This is a genomic window from Taibaiella helva (genome assembly GCF_003545695.1).
Classification (GTDB): Bacteria; Bacteroidota; Bacteroidia; order Chitinophagales; family Chitinophagaceae; genus Taibaiella; species Taibaiella helva.
This window is the reverse complement of sequence record NZ_QUZZ01000011.1, coordinates 34,542-50,837: the sequence shown is the minus strand read 5'-3', so window position 1 is coordinate 50,837 and position 16,296 is coordinate 34,542. Positions and strand designations below refer to the sequence as shown.

Below are 16,296 nucleotides of genomic sequence, written 5' to 3'. Positions count from 1 at the left end.
TTATTTTTTTATATGTAAATTCAATTTTTCTACTTTTTCCTTCAGCATCCGGCGGGCTTCCGAAACATGCCATTTGGAGGTTCCCTCGCTGATGCCTAATATCTTGGATATCTGCTTATGCGGGAGATCGTCCAATACGAACATGTTGAATACCGTCCTGGTCGCTTCCGGCAACTCGTGGATCAGGTTGATCAGGTCGTTATAGTAAAGCCTTCCGGCATGATCTTTATGAACAAACTCATCCTTTTCGATCAGCAGCACATTCTCCTTGTATTTGGTATTGGATGAAGCATAATCGGCTACGGCATGGAAAACGATCCGCCGCAGCCAGCCTTCAAATGAGCCTTTGAAAGAATAAGACTCGATTTTCTGGAATGCCCTGAGAAATCCGTTGTTGAGTATCTCTTCCGCCTGCATCTGCTCGGGAAAATAGCGACGCACCATGCTCATCATCCGGGGATAGAAGAGATGGTAAAGCTTCGCTTGAGCCCCCCGCTCATTACGGGCACACCCATAGATAAGCTCTTGGAGTTCATCGGTTTTTACAGATACATTATTATATACCAATGCTACGGACAATATTTTACAGGTTTTTTTATTCGTCCTCGACCTTAAAGACCCTTTTACGGGCCAAATGGTTGGGTCGGGAACGATCGGCAGAACTGATTCCCTACAACTTTAAATTTAAGAAAAAAGAGTGATTTATTTCAATAGCTCATCAATTGTTTTCTGCGCCAAAGGATGATAGTTAGGCCGGGCCTTACTGTAGATCTCCCGGGCCATGACCTGGCCGTCGGGCGTCGCCATCATGGCCTTATAAAGCGGCTCCAGGAATTTCTGCCGGCCGGTTACATAGAGAAACTGCTTCATAGCGGGGTATGCCGGCTCATAATGATTACGGATCGACTGCAGAAACCACAGGTCGGCGATCTCGCTGTTGCCGCTCTGTGTCAGATGGAAGGCCTGGTCCAGGTCCTTCATCCGTTCAGTGGTCAGTCCTCCGGGCAGGTGGCGCAGAAAATGCATCCATTCGTAAGTGCTCCAGCCCTGGGTTTTCAGCTGCGCAGCAGGCGTACCGGCGGCAAAGGCGTCGCTTTCTGCTCCTGCTTTTTTGAAACGGAGGTCTCCGGCATGCGGGCAGTTGGCCGGTATACCCGGGGCATATACCCAGGCGTTGATATTGATCTTTTTCTTCCAATCGGGATGCCCCTTCAGCAGGTGCTCGTCCAGGTAGGTCAGGAACTGCTCGGTCTGTATGGTTTTAAAGGCATGGCTGTCGAAATAGGCTCTCAGAAAGCGGTCCATATTGTCGCGGCCCACGGTCTGCTCGACCAGGAAGAGGAAGGCTGCACCTTTCTCATAAGCGATATCGGTAAGCCCAATATCCGGATCACGGCCTTTAAGGTCGAGCTTCAGCCAGGTATCTCTGCTCTGTGCGCCCAGCTCTTCCACGCCGGCCTTCATGTCCTGGAAGCCCAGCTCCCACAGCATATCCACATAGTCTTTGCCATAGGTCGCTTCGGTGATCCTCCGTTCGAAATATACGGTAAAGCCTTCGTTGAGCCAGAAATCGTTCCAGGTGGCATTGGTTACCAGATTACCGCTCCAGCTATGCGCCAGCTCGTGCGCGATGAGGTTGACCAGCGATTTATCCCCCGCCAGTATCGTGGGCGTGCTGAAGGTAAGCCTCGGGTTTTCCATACCGCCTATGGGGAAGCCGGAAGGCAGTATCAGCACATCATAGCGTCCCCAGCGATAGGGACCGTAAAGCTTTTCGGCCGTCTGCACCATGGTGCCGATGTCCTCGAGTTCCTTGCGTGCCCTGGGTAAAACAACCGGTTCGGCATAGACGCCGGTACGTTGATCGACGGCGGAAAAGCCTATATCACCTACTGCCAGCGCCATCAGGTAAGCCGGCACCGGCTGCTCCATTTTAAAGCTGTAGCTGCCGTCGGCAGATTTTTGCTGCGGGTTTTGCGCGCTCATCAGGGCCATCAGCCCGGCTGGCACCTTCACTTTGGCATCATAAGTATAGCGGATGCCGGGCCCATCCTGGCAAGGTATCCAGCTGCGGGCATAGATCGATTCGCTTTGCGTATAGAGGAAAGGATATTTTTTACCGAAGGTCTGTGCCGGATCAAGCCATTGCAGGGCTATGGGGTGCGGACCGGTGCTGTAGTAGATCGTCAGGGCTTTATTGCTGCCGTTTACCGGTACACGCAAAGGGCTGCCCAGCACGGAATCTTTGGCGCCCAGTACAAAAGCGGCCTTAGTGCCATCATCCAGGACCACGCTATCGATGCTAAGGTCCCAGGTATCAAACACAATGCTGTTGCTGCTTTTAAGGAACTGAAAGTCCCAATGAGCACTTCCTTTGATCTTTTTCTGATCAAAGTCAACAGCGATATCGAGCGCCAGGTGGGTTACTTTCACGCTATCGGCATTGGAATAGGTATGCCAGTCCTTTTCATCCGGAGTGACCGTATTTTGCTTACCCGATCCCTGTGTTTCAGTACCGGATTGACAGGAGGCCAGCATGCCCAGGGCCGCCAGCAAAAAAATAAAGGAGTATTTGTTCATGAATATGCCGGGCGCCTGCTAAAAGCGCTTCCTGCAAATATAAACGTATCCTGCTTTAATAGCTGCTTATTGAATGAAAGTGATCAAAGCCTCTCCCCGGGCGGCGGCTGTGGCCAGTACTTCCTGCACCAGCTCAAAATATTCAGCCAGGTAATCATCAGTGCCCTCTTCCTGCCAGGCGTTGCCGGGATAAACACCTGCGGCCGTCATAGCGGCGGCATCGAAGCGCTCCTTAAGAGCACCGGGCTGAATACCACCCAAAGCGGCATGCAGCTCCTGCACCTGCGCGGGCAGAAGATAGTGAGCCGGACCGGTACCCAGGTCCTGGTCTTTGTCGATAAGCTGTTCGCTGAAGAAAAGTTTTGCCAGCGGATGGCCCGAAGACGAATTTTGACCCGTAAGCAGGTAAATGATGCCATCCCAGGATTTATCGATGTCGTAGCGCCACTCATCTTTGGCGGCGCTACGCACCCGTCCGGCCAGCTGCACGCTGTCTTCGAGATAGGTAAATAGCTCCTGCGGCGTTACCCGTAGCAGGTGTGCGGTCATGCCGTCGTTCATAAAGCAATTTGTTTTGAAAGCCGGCTGTAAAATTAAGGCATGCCGTATCGTGTCCAGACATCAAAGACAGAACTCATTTTTTCTTCGCCTTAAAGGTACCATTCGGCTGCATGATCTTCACACTTGTGATGGCCCCGTTGTCGCCCGGCTCAAACTGTACGCTGTAGCCGTCAAGGCTTTTCAGCACAAAAGTATGGCTGCCGGTAGGAACGGTTTCGTAGTCGGGTTGTCCCGGCACTGAGAAATAAAGGATATCTCCTTTGGTGTATACTTTGATCGTGATCCCTGCAAGCTCGTAATTGCCGGTATACTGTGTCAGCTCATCGGCCGTTACTGCTTTGGCTGCCGGCCGGTACAGGAATTCGATCGGCTTCACACCGCCTTCAAAAGGCGCTTCCATCAAGGAAATATTCCCGGTCTCATTATAGCGGAAGATCACACGGACAACATTGCCGGATGTATCTGCCGTACCGTCGGTGTTGTCGATCCACCTCAGCTCAAAAATATCATATCCGTAGTGACGCAGATAAAAGCGTTGCCGGCAGGTCGTTCCCCATAAGGTATCGTGCGATAAGGACACTACGATATCCCCGGCTTCCGGATTGTTGTAAATGCCTTCGTAATCCTTGAGCGGATGGGACGGGCCGGCCTGGGGTCGTTTCTGCGCTTCCGTTGCCTGCTCAGCTTTCTTCCGCTGCTTTTTTGCTTTGGCCAATGCATCCAGCCGCTCTTTGCTCCAATCCACGTATTTCAATCCCAGCAGCTTGTCGGCGATCAGTCTGCGCGCAATGGCCGGTACGGGAGAGCCGTTTTGGTTGGTCAGGATAACGATCCCTATGCTGTCGGTGGGGAAAAAGGAAATATTGGCCGAGAAACCGTCGATATTGCCGCCATGCTCTACCTGGTAATGCCCGCGGTAGGAATCGAGAAACCATCCCAGGCCGTAGCTGTCGCTGTGCATATCGGGATGTGCACGGTCGGGCAGGCCGTCCATTGCCATTTGTGCGGAAATAGCATCGGAAATATAAAAGGGTGGCAGCACTTCCTTGCCTTTATAGCTTCCGCCGTTGATCCACATCATGACCCAGTGCGCCATATCCGTTGCAGTGCTGTTGATGCTGCCTGCAGGGCCCATGCCGGAGATGTCGTAGTAACCGGTCTTCCTGATCAGGCTATCGTTAACCACTTTATAACCCAGCGATGCCTCGGCATCTTGTTGCAAGAGATCGATCGAAAGGTTGGAGCGCTTCATTTCCAGCGGACCGAAGAATTTTTCCCAGATATTGTCTTCCCAGCTGCGTCCCGTAAGCTTCTCGACCAGCACGCCCTGGCCCAGGAACATAAAGTTGTTGTATTGCCATTTCTCCCGGATACCGGCCGTGGGCTCCATATAACGGACACGGTACAGCATACTGTCCCGCCTCCGGGTATTGAAGAAATACCAGGAATAATCGTGGCGCGACAGCCCGGTACGATGACACATCATATCCCGGACCGTGATATTGGCATCCATATTGTCGTTGTAAAAATGCAGATCGGGCAGATAATCCCTGATCTTGTTGTCGAGCAATACTTTACCGTCCTTTTGCAATAGCCCTACGAGCCCGCAGGTAAAGGCTTTGGAGGAAGAACCTATTGCAAAAAGCGTGTTGGCCGTTACCGGCTTCTTATGCTCATAGTCCCGGTAACCGAAACCTTTGCTGTAGATCACCTTGTCCTTCTCCACTACGGCGACGGCAAAGCCGGCCACATGCCAGTCTTTAAGCAGCTTTGACAATGCAGGGTCGATGCCGGACAGCCGTTTGTCTGTAGGTTGCCTGTCCTGTGCATGGGCTGCAAAGTACAAGCTAAGGCCGAGCAATAGCGCGTAATATTTTTTCATTTTGATTGTTTAAGAAGGCGGCCATCAGCACCGGGCGCCGTCGAAACACAAATGTAGGAGAAACCGTCAGGGGTTGATCCGGTTTGGTATAAAAGAATTGATGATTTACCAGACCTTAGCAAATTGAACATCGCGCTTAAGGTACGACCTGCTCTTTGTTATATTTGTTATTAAAAAAATGGCGCACGACATGAAAGTGAGTACCGGGTCTTATATCAGGTCGCTAAGCATCCTGCATTTTGCTTTGATCTCGGGGCAGGTGATCTTTGCTGTGATTGCCCTTTTCCTCAAAACAAACAATGCTATTGAGCCTGTTTCCTTTTCTCCTGAGATCAGCAAAAGCTTGCTGTATATTGTACCAGTGGTAGCAGCGGGCGCTGTACTGGCTGGTGGTTTCCTTTTCAGGCAAAAGGCAGCCCATCTGAAAATGTTGCCGGCCTCTGCAGAAAAATATGGCGGCTACCGCAGCGCCTGCATCCTGCGGTATGGGATCACGGAGGCGCCTTCGCTGGTCGCTATTGTGCTGTTCCTGCTCAGCGGGAATTATTATTACCTCGCCATTACCGGGGCCGTGATCATTGCGTTAATAAGCCTGCGCCCTTCTTCAGCCGCGCTAATCCGGCATTTGCAGCCTTCATTTGAAGAGCAGGCAACGCTGGAGCAGCCGGATGAGGTATTGTATGAGAAGGATTCCATTCGTAACTAGGACAAAAAATTACAGAGGCCTGTTGTTACCAATAAGCCTCCGCAATACAAGGTGTTTTTTACTGGCCTTCCAGGTCAGGAACTTCGTCCAGCCTATTATCGGTTCTGAACTGATCTGTCTCGGCAGCAAAAGAAGTGGCGAGGCCGGTAACGAGATCCTGGTTTTCGCTGATGTGCTCGAAGATCTCCATCAGCTTTTCTTCCAGGCCCTTATTGTTCAGGTTGATGTTGTCGGCTTCGATCTGGGAAATCTTCTTCAGCACCGCAGTCTGGCTATTGGCCAGGTCATCCAGCTCCCGCCCTATTTTTTCCATCATCCTCAGTTTTTCCAGTGGCTGCATAAACGTCGTTTTGTTTGCTTAAAAACATTATCTATGTAAATAAGTTCCCGCCAAAGGCTGTTTTTAACAATTTTCCGCCGGCCTGATCCCATCCGTGGTCTATACCTTCGCAGTTCGTAAGCCAGGTATTCCTTCGAATATTAAGGTAGTAGATCGATAGCACATCGCCTTGCCGGAAAAGGCAATAAGGGTCGGGCACAAAGCTTTTGATCGTTTCGGGTTAATCCAAACAAATAATGCCGCTGTCTGTTTCGACAGCGGCATTGAATATTCCGTTACAAGGGAGGCTTAAGCTTCTCCTTCAGCGTTCTTTTCTTCTTTCGGGCGGCGCTCAGGACGTTCGCGACGCTCACCGTCACGGCGTTCCGGACGCTCGCGGCGCTCGCCTCTTTCGGGCCTTTCCCCTCTTTCGGGCTGCTCTACGTAACCTTCGGGTTTTTCCATCAGCACCTTGCGGCTCAGTCGGAATTTACCGGTCTTGGGATCGAGCCCTACCAGCTTGATCTTGATGTTATCGCCTTCGCTCAGTACGCCGTCGAGACTTTCCAGGCGCTTCCAGCTTACCTCTGAGATATGCAGCAGGCCTTGTTTGCCGGGCATGAACTCAACAAAAGCGCCATAAGGCATTACTGATTTCACTACGGAATCGTAAGTTTCGCCGATCTCGGGAACGGCAACGATACCTTTGATCCAGCTCAGCGCCTTGGCCAGGCTTTCACCGTTGTTGGAGAAGATCTTCACCACGCCGGTTTCGCCTACTTCTTCGATATTGATCTCTGTACCGGTTTCGCGCTGGATCTCCTGGATGATCTTACCGCCTGGTCCGATCACCGCACCAATGAACTCGCGGTCGATGATGATCTGCTCGATACGCGGCGCCTGGGGCTTCAGGTCGGCACGATGCTCAGGGATGCAGGCATACATGGCATCGAGGATATGCAGGCGGCCGCGCTTGGCTTGTTCCAGCGCGCTGCGCATAACATCCATGCTGAGGCCATCCACTTTGATATCCATCTGGATACCGCAGATACCTTCACGGGTACCGGTTACTTTGAAGTCCATATCGCCCAGGTGATCTTCATCGCCCAGGATATCGGTCAGCACAGCCCATTTGCCATCAGCAGCACGGCTGATGAGGCCCATGGCCACACCACCTACGTGCTTGGGATACAGCACACCGGCATCCATCAGCGCCAGGGAGCCGGCACATACGGTAGCCATAGAGGAAGAACCGTTGGATTCGAGAATATCGGATACGATACGTACGGTATACGGATAATCCTTGGGCATCATCATTTCCAGCGAACGCTTGGCCAGGTTACCGTGCCCTACTTCACGACGGCTGGGACCGCGCTGCGGCTTCACCTCGCCGGTAGAGAAAGGCGGGAAATTGTAATGCAGGTAAAAGGTCCTGTACTCGGAAGTACCGGCCGTTTCGATCAGCATTTCATCATCCTTGGTACCCAGGGTAACGGTGGACAGCGATTGCGTTTCACCGCGGGTAAACAGGGCAGAGCCATGCGGAGCGGGCAGGTAATCCACTTCCATCTCCAGCGGACGCACTTCATCCAGGCGACGGCCATCCAGGCGGCGGCCTTCATCCAGGATCATATTGCGTACGGTATAGTACATCAGGTCTTCGAAGATGCGCTTGGCCAGGGCAAGGTCCTCTTCAGGCGTTTCTTCGGTGAAAGTGGCCATCAGCTCTTCTTTCACAGCCTTATAGGCGCTGCCACGCTCGTGCTTGCTGGTACCGCTGCGGGAGATCTCCAGAATGCGGGCTGCGGCAAAAGCTTCTACTTTATTTTTCACTTCATCATTCTCATACAGCGCAGGCACTTCCCTTTTGGTGGTTACGCCTGCTTTGGCACGCAGCTCTTCCTGGGCTTTCACCTGTACGCGGATCGCTTCATGTGCTTTTTCGATGGCAACGATCATATCTTCTTCCTGGCATTCTTTCGCTTCACCTTCCACCATCATGATGTTCTTTTCGGTAGCAGCGATGATGAAATCCATATCGGAAGACTTCATTTGTGTAGTGGTAGGGTTGATCACAAACTCACCATTGACACGGCTTACGCGCACCTCGGAAATGATTTCCTGGATGGGCACATCAGAAACGGCCAGAGCAGCAGAAGCAGCCAGGCAGGCCAGCGCATCGGGCTGCACTTCGGGATCGTTGGAGATCAGGTTAACGATCACCTGAACTTCGCAGAAATAATTTTCCGGGAACAGGGGGCGCAGGGCGCGGTCGATCAGGCGGGAGATCAATACTTCATAATCGCTGATGCGGCCTTCACGTTTGAAGAAGGAGCCCGGAATACGGCCCGCAGCAGCGAATTTTTCCTGGTAGTCGACAGTCAGCGGAAAAAAAGACTGTCCGGGCTTGGGTTCGGTGGCCGCTACTACTGTTGCCAGCAGGATGGCATCGCCACAACGTACGGTAACGGAGCCATTGGCCTGACGGGCCAGCTTGCCCGTTTCGATTGTAACTTCACGTCCATCGTCCAGCTTGAACGACACGGAAATTGGTTTCAGCATCATAATTTGCTATTTATTTGTCATCTGGGGCTTTGTTTCAGCGTTTTGTCCTTTTGCCCCGGGTATAAAAGGACGGTATTTATATTGATTTCTTATTCTTCATTTAGTTTCTGTTCTGCATCCTTTGCTTTTTTATCAATACGACAGTAAAAGCCAAGTTGATCGCCAGCAAGATCGTGAACAGGATAACCATCCCCGTGTTTCTCTCATTGATAAAGTATCCCAGGGCAACTGCTGCTACAGCCATTCCAATGATGCGCCATATCAGCATTCCATATTTTTTGATCATGAAGGGTATTATTTCAGAATGAAAAACGTTCACAGCAGCCTTTGATCCCAGCTTATTGATGCCCGTCACTACCCGGCTTTATCACTATTGTGCTCAGCGGCTGACCGTCTTTATAATAGTAAGCGTAGCTGACCTTCACTTTATTCTTCCGGTAAAACTGCATGGCGGGCAGGGTGTCGGCAACATCGGTCAGCTCCTTTTTCAATTTGCGGTAAAAGCTTGCCGGGTCTACATCGCCTTTGCCTATACGCACCAGGGTATAGCTGAATTTAATGCTCTTGCCTTTGGTCGATACACTGTCCATACGCACGCCATCGGACACTTCTTTCGGACCTCTTTTGTTGAGCTGCTCCGCTTCTTTCCTCAGCTGCAGGCTGATCATATCGTCCAACGCCGACTGGCAACCGGAGCATAAGAGCAGCATAAACAGGAATACGAACAGTCTCATACCTTAAAATAAGAGCGGCAAGATACCAATTAAACCCATACTTTCTTGGGCTACTATCAGGATGCTACCGATGGCGCCAGGGAGAAGAGAAAGATCAAGCTGCCTATAAACGCAAAAAACTATTCCCAACGCTGGTTCGGTTGGGAATAGTGATATGGAAAACCATAGTATAATTATTTACGCAGGCCTAATTTGGCGATCAGCTCACGGTAGCCTTGCAGGTTAGTGCGGCTCAGGTAGGTGAGCAGGCGTTTACGCTGTCCTACCATTTTGATCAGGCTCAGGTTTGAAGAATGGTCTTTCTTGTTACCGTTCTTAACGTGTGCTGAAATGTGCAGGATGCGCTCGGTCAGCAGAGCGATCTGAGCTTCTACAGAACCTGTATTCTTTTCAGATCCACCGTAAGTTTTGAAAATATTTGCCTTTTTAGCGTCGATGGTTGCGTTAGCCATTTTTTAATGAATTGTATTTTTATTGTACCTCACAAAATCGGAGCGCAAAGGTACGTCTTTTTATTAATTAGCCAAACTTAAATTTAAAAATAGCCCGATCCGATTATCCTTTGGACAATGCATTCAGCACGTCGTATTTCGTAATGATATGATAGTCACCACTTTCATCTTTAGCCAGTACACCACCGTTCTCCTTGCTGATGTAGCTGGTGAGGCGTTCGAGCGGCGTATCCATGGCCACCAGGGGAATAGGCGCTTCCTGTACCGTTTCTACGGTCTGCTCCTTCAGGTTAATGTCCTGCATCAGCTTCTTGAACAGCCCGTGCTGGGATACAGATCCTGTAATATCGCCACCTTTCTTCACAGGGATCTGCTCGATGTCGTACTGGTGCATGAGGTCCATAGCTTTCTGAACGGTTTCCCCGGCATCAATGGTCACCAGGCGACGGCGGCCGAGGCCCCCGATAAGGTCCTGGACAGTATTCACATCGAGGAAACCGCGATCCAGCATCCATTCATCATTATAGACCTTACCGACATAGCGGCTGCCATGATCGTGGAAGATCACCACCACCAGGTCGTCCTTGGTCAGCTTGCTCTTCAGCTGCTTCAGGCCGGAAAGGGCCGAACCTGCTGAGTAGCCGACAAAAATGCCTTCTTCCTTGGCAATACGGCGGGCCATCACAGCGCCATCCTTGTCCGTTACTTTTTCAAAATAGTCAATGCAATCCCGGTCGTAGTTCTCCGGCACAAAATCTTCGCCGATACCTTCCGTAATATAAGGATGCACTTCCTTCATATCGATCTCGCCTGTGTTGAACCACTTGGTGAGCAGCGAACCGTAGCTGTCGATGGCCCACACCTGTATATCGGGGTTCTTTTCTTTCAGGTATTTGCCGGTGCCGGTAATCGTACCGCCGGTACCGGTAGCCACCACCAGGTGCGTGATCTTACCTTCCGTCTGCTCCCATATTTCGGGACCGGTCTGCTCGTAGTGCGCCAGGCGGTTGGCCAGGTTGTCGTATTGATTTACATACCAGCTGTTGGGCACTTCCGTCGCCAGCCTTTTGGATACTGAATAATAAGATTTTGGATCTTCGGGTTCTACATTGGTAGGGCAAACGATCACCTCGGCGCCAAAAGCCTTCAGGATATCGACCTTCTCTTTGGATTGCTTGTCGGTTGTGGTAAAGATGCAACGGTAGCCCTTCTGGATAGCGGCCAGCGCCAATCCCATACCGGTATTGCCCGAAGTACCTTCGATAATGGTGCCGCCGGGTTTGATCCTGCCGTCCCGCTCCGCTACTTCCAGCATTTTTAAAGCCATACGGTCCTTGATGGAATTGCCGGGGTTGAAGAACTCCACTTTAGCATATACGGGGCAAGGCAGATCTGCCACGGTTTTATGCAGCTTGATCAATGGGGTATTCCCGATCGTTTCCAGGATATTGTCGTACACTTTTTTGTCGGCAGTCATAAATAGGATAAGTAAAATTTGAGCCGCAAAGGTACAAAAATTAAGAAAGCGCCAAGGAAACGGCATTGCGGTTACCCCGCCCCGGGCCCGGTCTGGGCCTGTTCCTGAAAAATTGGATATCATTGCGTAATTTGCGGCCCTGTTGCCGGTGTGCTCCGGCATTTACTCCTTTGTATACGTGATTATGGAAAAACCTATTATCGGTATCACCACAGGCGACCTGAATGGTGTAGGCCTGGAGCTGATCATCAAAATATTCTCCGATAACCGGATGCTCGACCTGTGCACCCCGGTTATTTTTGCTTCCAATAAAGCGATCAACTTTTACCGCAAGCTGGTGCCTACCGATCACCAGTTCAACTTTGCCAGCACCAAGAGCTTCGAGGGTCTCAATCCCAAACAGGTGAACGTATTCAACTGCTGGGAGGAAGAGGTAGCCATAGCGCCGGGCGAGCTGACGGCTGAAGGTGGCAAGTACGCAGTACGCTCCCTCCTGGTAGCTGCGCAATGCCTGAAAGACGGGCAGATCGACGCGATCGTAACAGCGCCGATCCATAAAAAGAATACCCAGGTTCCCGACTTCAATTATACCGGGCATACGCCTTTTTTCAAAGAGAAATTTGAGGCCAAAGATGTGGTGATGCTGCTCTATAACGGCGACTTCCGTGTTGGCCTGGTGACCGAGCATATACCTGTAGCCGATGTAGCCAAAACCCTGACGACCGACCTGATCATCCGTAAAACACAGATCCTGAAAGAGGCGCTGATCAAGGATTTTGGTATCGCCAAACCGAAGATCGCTTTCCTGGGCCTGAACCCCCATGCCGGCGACGACGGCCTTATCGGTACCGAAGAGCAGACGGTGATCAAACCGGCCATCGACAGCCTGCAGAACAGCGGCCTGCTGGCCTTCGGCCCCTACAGCGCCGACGGCTTCTTTGCCCATCATCATTACAAGCAGTTCGACGCCGTAATCGCCATGTACCACGATCAGGGCCTGATCCCCTTCAAATCGCTGAACAACGGCGAAGGGGTTAACTATACCTGCGGTCTGCCGGTGGTAAGAACATCGCCCGACCATGGCACGGCTTTTGATATTGCCGGTAAAAATCTGGCCTCGCCCGATTCGATGCGGGAGGCGATTTACCAGGCGATTGACATCCTCAAACAAAGAGCATCGTACGATACGTACACGGCCAATCCCCTGCAAAGGCAAAGGCTGGCCAAAGAGCGCTAGAAAAAGATATGGAGATTCACAATGCCACTTACCTGGTCAGCAGCGCCAAGGTATCGCAATGCCCCCAGCCCGATAAGCCCGAATATGCTTTTATCGGCCGCTCCAACGTGGGCAAGTCGTCGCTGATCAATATGCTGACCAATAACGCCAAGCTGGCCAAGGTGTCCAAGACGCCGGGCAAAACCACGCTGATCAACCATTTCCTGATCAATGGCGAACGCAATGCAGACACCCCCTGGTACCTGGTCGACCTGCCCGGCTACGGCTTCGCCAAGCGCTCGCAGGCACAGCGGGCAGCCTGGCAGAAAATGCTTGCCGACTACTTCCAGCAAAGGATCAACCTGCAAACGGTGTTTGTGCTGATCGACAGCAGGCTTAGCCCGCAGAAGATCGATCTTGAATTCCTGGCCCAGCTGGGCGAATGGGGCATCCCTTTCAATATTGTATTTACCAAGGCCGATAAAAATACACAGTCGGAAACAGCCAGGAATGCCAAAGCCTTTGTGAACCGCATGAAGGAGGAATGGGAATATATACCCCGCACCTTTATTACTTCCACCGTAAAATTCACCGGCCGCAAAGACATGCTGGGCTATATCGAAGAGCTGAATGCTGATTTTGATCCCAATGCGATCGCTGGTTAATCCCCTTCGTGATTCCTACAGCTTATACCCCACCGTACAGCGCTTATATTACATAAGGCCACAACCTAAGTGCACAGATGTTGCCATGTATAAACTTACCTCAACGTACAGGCGTTGCAGGGCAATGCCTGTATGATTAATAGCCATACACCTGATGCACAATCCGCAACTGGAACGTAAGACTTACCAAGCAACAGCTATTGCTGGAATACATCTATACCTGATGTACCACTATCTCACACGGAGAAATTGATTACATGGGCCCTATTGCCTCAGTGTACAGACGTTGCAATGCAACGTCTGTACAAAATGACATTTCACGCCATGCTTTATAGGGGGATAGCTTAGCGCAATAGGTATGTGAGGTCAATGCGATGCTTATACCCGAATGTACCTGTACAGACATTGTAATGTTTCTACAGGATTGCCAGAATCTTGTGAGTGCCTATCATATCTCATTGTACAGGCATTGTAGTGCATAGGTTTTACCTAACCATACAGACGTTGCATTGCAACGTCTGTACAAAGCAACATTGCTTATACACAGGGGCAAGCCCCGTATAGGACGATAATAGGTAAACGGTATTTAAAAATCCACCTGGAGGTTCAGGCTTTCACGCAGCAGGCGAAGAGCAGGGTTTTGTGCCGCCATCATTTCATAAACTTCCAGCTTGGTCAGCACCCTTTCTTTAGGCTCCTCTTTCCGGGCCGAAGCGTCGAGCTGCACCATCACCCTGAGATCCGGGATACGGGTCTTCTGTTTTCCGAAGTCCATGAAGGCTTCGCGCTGGTTCTGGGCATAGATCATATTGATCTCCGACACACATACCAGCTGCAGCTCGCTGGCCGAGATGAGATTGATGCTCATCATATCCAACTGGGCGGCCAGGGGAATTTGCTTTAGCTCAACGCGTATGTAATTGCGAAAATCCTGGAACAGCGCGGCGGCGCTTTCCTGGTCGAGCACCATCCGCTCGCCTGCATGCTCCTGCTGCTGCTCACTTTCCTGCTGGATCTGCTGCAGGATGCCCAATCCCAGCTTAGGCTTTTTGGATTGCAGCACAGGCGGCGCCACTGCGGCAACCTTCTGTACCGGTGGTGGTGATGCTGGTTGAAGCACAGCTGGCCGCTCAGCAACCGGTAGCGGAGGAGGCGGTGTATGGGAAGGTTGTGCCGGCGCCGCCATCGCAGGAGGCGGTGCTGCTACCGCTTGTACCGCTGATGCTGGCGCCGCAACTGGTGTCACGGATACCGGTTGTACAACCGTTTGCACCGGAGCAGCAGCCGGCGCTATTGATTCATCAGGTTTTTTTTTTAGATCGGAACCGTTCAGTTCCGCTGTATCGAGCACATCGTTCAGGTAGCATAGCCGTATGAGACAGAGCTCGAGATGCAGCCGCTTATTGAGCGCTGTACGGAAGCCCAGCTCGGCTTCGTTCAGCAGGCTTAGTCCCGAAAGAATGTAGCTGGACGGGATCATCTGCGCTTTCTCGAAATACAGCCGGCGGTGATCTTCAGGTACATCCAGCAACTGAGCCATCCGCATATCCTTGCTCAGCAGCAGGTTCCGGAAATGTTCGGCAAAGCCGTTGAGGATCACATCGCCTTCAAAGCCACGTTGCAGGATATTGTCCAGCAGGAGCAGCGCCCCGCCGATGTCTTTGCTCAGCAGGATATCGCCCAGCTTAAAATAAATATCCGCATCGAGAATATTCAGGTGCTCTACTGTTTGTGCATAGGTCAGCTGACCGTTGGTAAAGCCGGCGATACGGTCCATCATCGACAGAGCGTCGCGCATACAACCTTCGCTTTTCTGCGCAATGATGTGCAGGGCGGTGTTCTGAGCAGCTACATTTTCCTTGATACAGATATTGGCCAGGTGCCCTACGATGTCTTCGGTTTGTATCCGTTTGAAGTCGAATATCTGGCAACGGGAAAGGATCGTGGGCAGGATCTTATGCTTTTCGGTAGTAGCCAGGATAAAGATCGCATAGGGAGGCGGCTCTTCCAGCGTCTTCAGAAAGGCATTGAAAGCCGCAGTGCTGAGCATGTGCACCTCATCGATGATATAGATCTTGTATTTGCCGTGCTGCGGTGCGTAGCGCACCTGCTCGGTAAGCGAGCGGATATCGTCGACCGAGTTATTGCTCGCCGCATCCAGCTCGAAAATATTGAAAGAGGTATTGTCGCGGAAGGAGAGGCAAGTGCTGCATTCGCCGCAGGCCTCCATATCCGGTGTCGGGTTTTCGCAGTTGATGGTGCGGGCCAGGATACGGGCGCAGGTAGTCTTCCCCACCCCGCGCGGTCCGCAGAACAGGTAAGCATGGGCCAGGTGCTGGGTGCGGATGGCGTTTTTAAGCGTGGTGGTAATGTGTTGCTGGCCCACGACCGTATCGAAAGTCTGGGGCCGGTACTTACGCGCTGACACAATGTACTGTTCCGACATGGACGCAAGTTCTGAAATTTGATGGAGACGGCAAAAAAAGTAAAAAGTACAAGCAATGCGCTATCGGCTTAGCTTTGTCCTTATCCAAAAATCAAAAACTGCTGAGATTGCGCTTTTCTCTTCTGCGTAAAATAACGAAGCTGTTGCTCATTCTTCTGGCGATCATCGTCGGGTTATACCCTGCTCTGTATTTTTTCTTCGACCTCAAACAGTCCTTTCTATCGCTCAAAGATGAAAACCTGCTCACCGACAAGCTCTGGAATATCAACTTTTACACACATATTATTACCGGCGGACTGGCACTGCTTTGTGGCTGGGTGCAGTTTTCGGAGGCCTGGCGCAGGAAATATCCCCGGTTTCACCGCCGCATGGGACGGATCTATATCCTGCTGGCATTAACCGCCGCCGCTACAGGCGGGCCTGTAAGCCGCTATGGCTTTGCGGTGCTGGGTATTTTTTGGTTTACGGTTACTTATATGGCTTTATATTATGCGGGGAAAAACCGAATTTTACGGCACCGGCAAATGGCCTTGTATAGCTATGCAGCATGCTTCGCCGCAGTTACCCTGCGGTGCTGGCTGCAGCTATTCCTGTATTGCGGCATGGATTTTTTCCTGGCTTACCGCATTGTTGCCTGGCTCTGCTAGGTACCCAATATTTTGATAGCTTTTATGCTCAACCTGAAAATGCACA

General features: G+C 51.4%; 15 protein-coding genes. 4 read left to right on the top strand and 11 right to left on the bottom strand.

Annotation, left to right across the window (positions count from 1 at the left end):
- The 4 genes from DZC79_RS16460 to DZC79_RS16445 form a co-directional block, all read right to left on the bottom strand.
- Positions 1-567 (bottom strand): RNA polymerase sigma factor, encoded by a 567-nt coding sequence (locus tag DZC79_RS16460; RefSeq protein WP_118952701.1) that lies wholly within the window; start codon positions 565-567, stop codon positions 1-3.
- Between the two features lie 135 nt (positions 568-702).
- Positions 703-2,580, bottom strand: coding sequence for a M1 family metallopeptidase (locus DZC79_RS16455; RefSeq protein ID WP_198666925.1), 1,878 nt, complete (start codon positions 2,578-2,580; stop codon positions 703-705).
- A 66-nt stretch (positions 2,581-2,646) separates the two neighbouring features.
- Entirely contained in the window at positions 2,647-3,141 is a 495-nt protein-coding gene (locus tag DZC79_RS16450; RefSeq protein WP_198666924.1) for a YfbM family protein, read from the bottom strand.
- Between the two features lie 73 nt (positions 3,142-3,214).
- Positions 3,215-5,023 (bottom strand): serine hydrolase, encoded by a 1,809-nt coding sequence (locus tag DZC79_RS16445; protein WP_118952700.1) that lies wholly within the window; start codon positions 5,021-5,023, stop codon positions 3,215-3,217.
- A 190-nt stretch (positions 5,024-5,213) separates the two neighbouring features.
- Here DZC79_RS16445 and DZC79_RS16440 point away from each other — a divergent pair, with 190 nt between their 5' ends.
- The gene (locus DZC79_RS16440) at positions 5,214-5,729 is read left to right on the top strand and encodes a hypothetical protein (protein ID WP_157977214.1); all 516 of its coding nucleotides are present in this window, start codon (positions 5,214-5,216) and stop codon (positions 5,727-5,729) included.
- 58 nt (positions 5,730-5,787) lie between these two features.
- Here DZC79_RS16440 and DZC79_RS16435 read toward each other — a convergent pair whose 3' ends face one another.
- The 6 genes from DZC79_RS16435 to DZC79_RS16410 all read right to left on the bottom strand — a co-directional run bounded on the left by DZC79_RS16435 (position 5,788) and on the right by DZC79_RS16410 (position 11,276).
- Positions 5,788-6,069, bottom strand: coding sequence for a hypothetical protein (locus DZC79_RS16435; RefSeq protein WP_118952698.1), 282 nt, complete (start codon positions 6,067-6,069; stop codon positions 5,788-5,790).
- Between the two features lie 288 nt (positions 6,070-6,357).
- A complete protein-coding gene (gene pnp, locus DZC79_RS16430; protein ID WP_198666923.1) occupies positions 6,358-8,613 on the bottom strand; it encodes a polyribonucleotide nucleotidyltransferase in 2,256 nt (751 codons plus the stop codon).
- Positions 8,614-8,713: 100 nt separating this feature from the next.
- The gene (locus tag DZC79_RS16425) at positions 8,714-8,899 is read right to left on the bottom strand and encodes a hypothetical protein (protein WP_118952696.1); all 186 of its coding nucleotides are present in this window, start codon (positions 8,897-8,899) and stop codon (positions 8,714-8,716) included.
- Positions 8,900-8,951: 52 nt separating this feature from the next.
- On the bottom strand, positions 8,952-9,347 hold the full coding sequence (locus DZC79_RS16420) for a hypothetical protein (protein ID WP_118952695.1): 396 nt from the start codon (positions 9,345-9,347) through the stop codon (positions 8,952-8,954).
- 173 nt (positions 9,348-9,520) lie between these two features.
- Positions 9,521-9,799, bottom strand: a complete 279-nt coding sequence (gene rpsO / locus DZC79_RS16415) for a 30S ribosomal protein S15 (protein WP_118952694.1) — start codon at positions 9,797-9,799, stop codon at positions 9,521-9,523.
- 103 nt (positions 9,800-9,902) lie between these two features.
- On the bottom strand, positions 9,903-11,276 hold the full coding sequence (locus DZC79_RS16410) for a pyridoxal-phosphate dependent enzyme (RefSeq protein WP_118952693.1): 1,374 nt from the start codon (positions 11,274-11,276) through the stop codon (positions 9,903-9,905).
- 184 nt (positions 11,277-11,460) lie between these two features.
- Here DZC79_RS16410 and pdxA point away from each other — a divergent pair, with 184 nt between their 5' ends.
- Both pdxA and yihA read left to right on the top strand, forming a co-directional pair.
- Positions 11,461-12,513: a 4-hydroxythreonine-4-phosphate dehydrogenase PdxA gene (pdxA, locus tag DZC79_RS16405; protein WP_118952795.1), complete on the top strand. Its 1,053-nt coding sequence runs from the start codon at positions 11,461-11,463 to the stop codon at positions 12,511-12,513.
- A gap of 8 nt (positions 12,514-12,521) precedes the next feature.
- Positions 12,522-13,157: a ribosome biogenesis GTP-binding protein YihA/YsxC gene (gene yihA / locus DZC79_RS16400; protein WP_118952692.1), complete on the top strand. Its 636-nt coding sequence runs from the start codon at positions 12,522-12,524 to the stop codon at positions 13,155-13,157.
- 586 nt (positions 13,158-13,743) lie between these two features.
- Here yihA and DZC79_RS16395 read toward each other — a convergent pair.
- Positions 13,744-15,603: a DNA polymerase III subunit gamma/tau gene (locus DZC79_RS16395; protein WP_118952691.1), complete on the bottom strand. Its 1,860-nt coding sequence runs from the start codon at positions 15,601-15,603 to the stop codon at positions 13,744-13,746.
- 107 nt (positions 15,604-15,710) lie between these two features.
- On the opposite strand from DZC79_RS16395, the gene DZC79_RS16390 reads away from it, so the two are divergent.
- Positions 15,711-16,250 carry a DUF2306 domain-containing protein gene (locus DZC79_RS16390; protein ID WP_198666922.1) on the top strand — a complete coding sequence of 180 codons (540 nt, stop codon included), beginning with the start codon at positions 15,711-15,713 and terminating at the stop codon, positions 16,248-16,250.
- Positions 16,251-16,296: the final 46 nt, after the last annotated feature.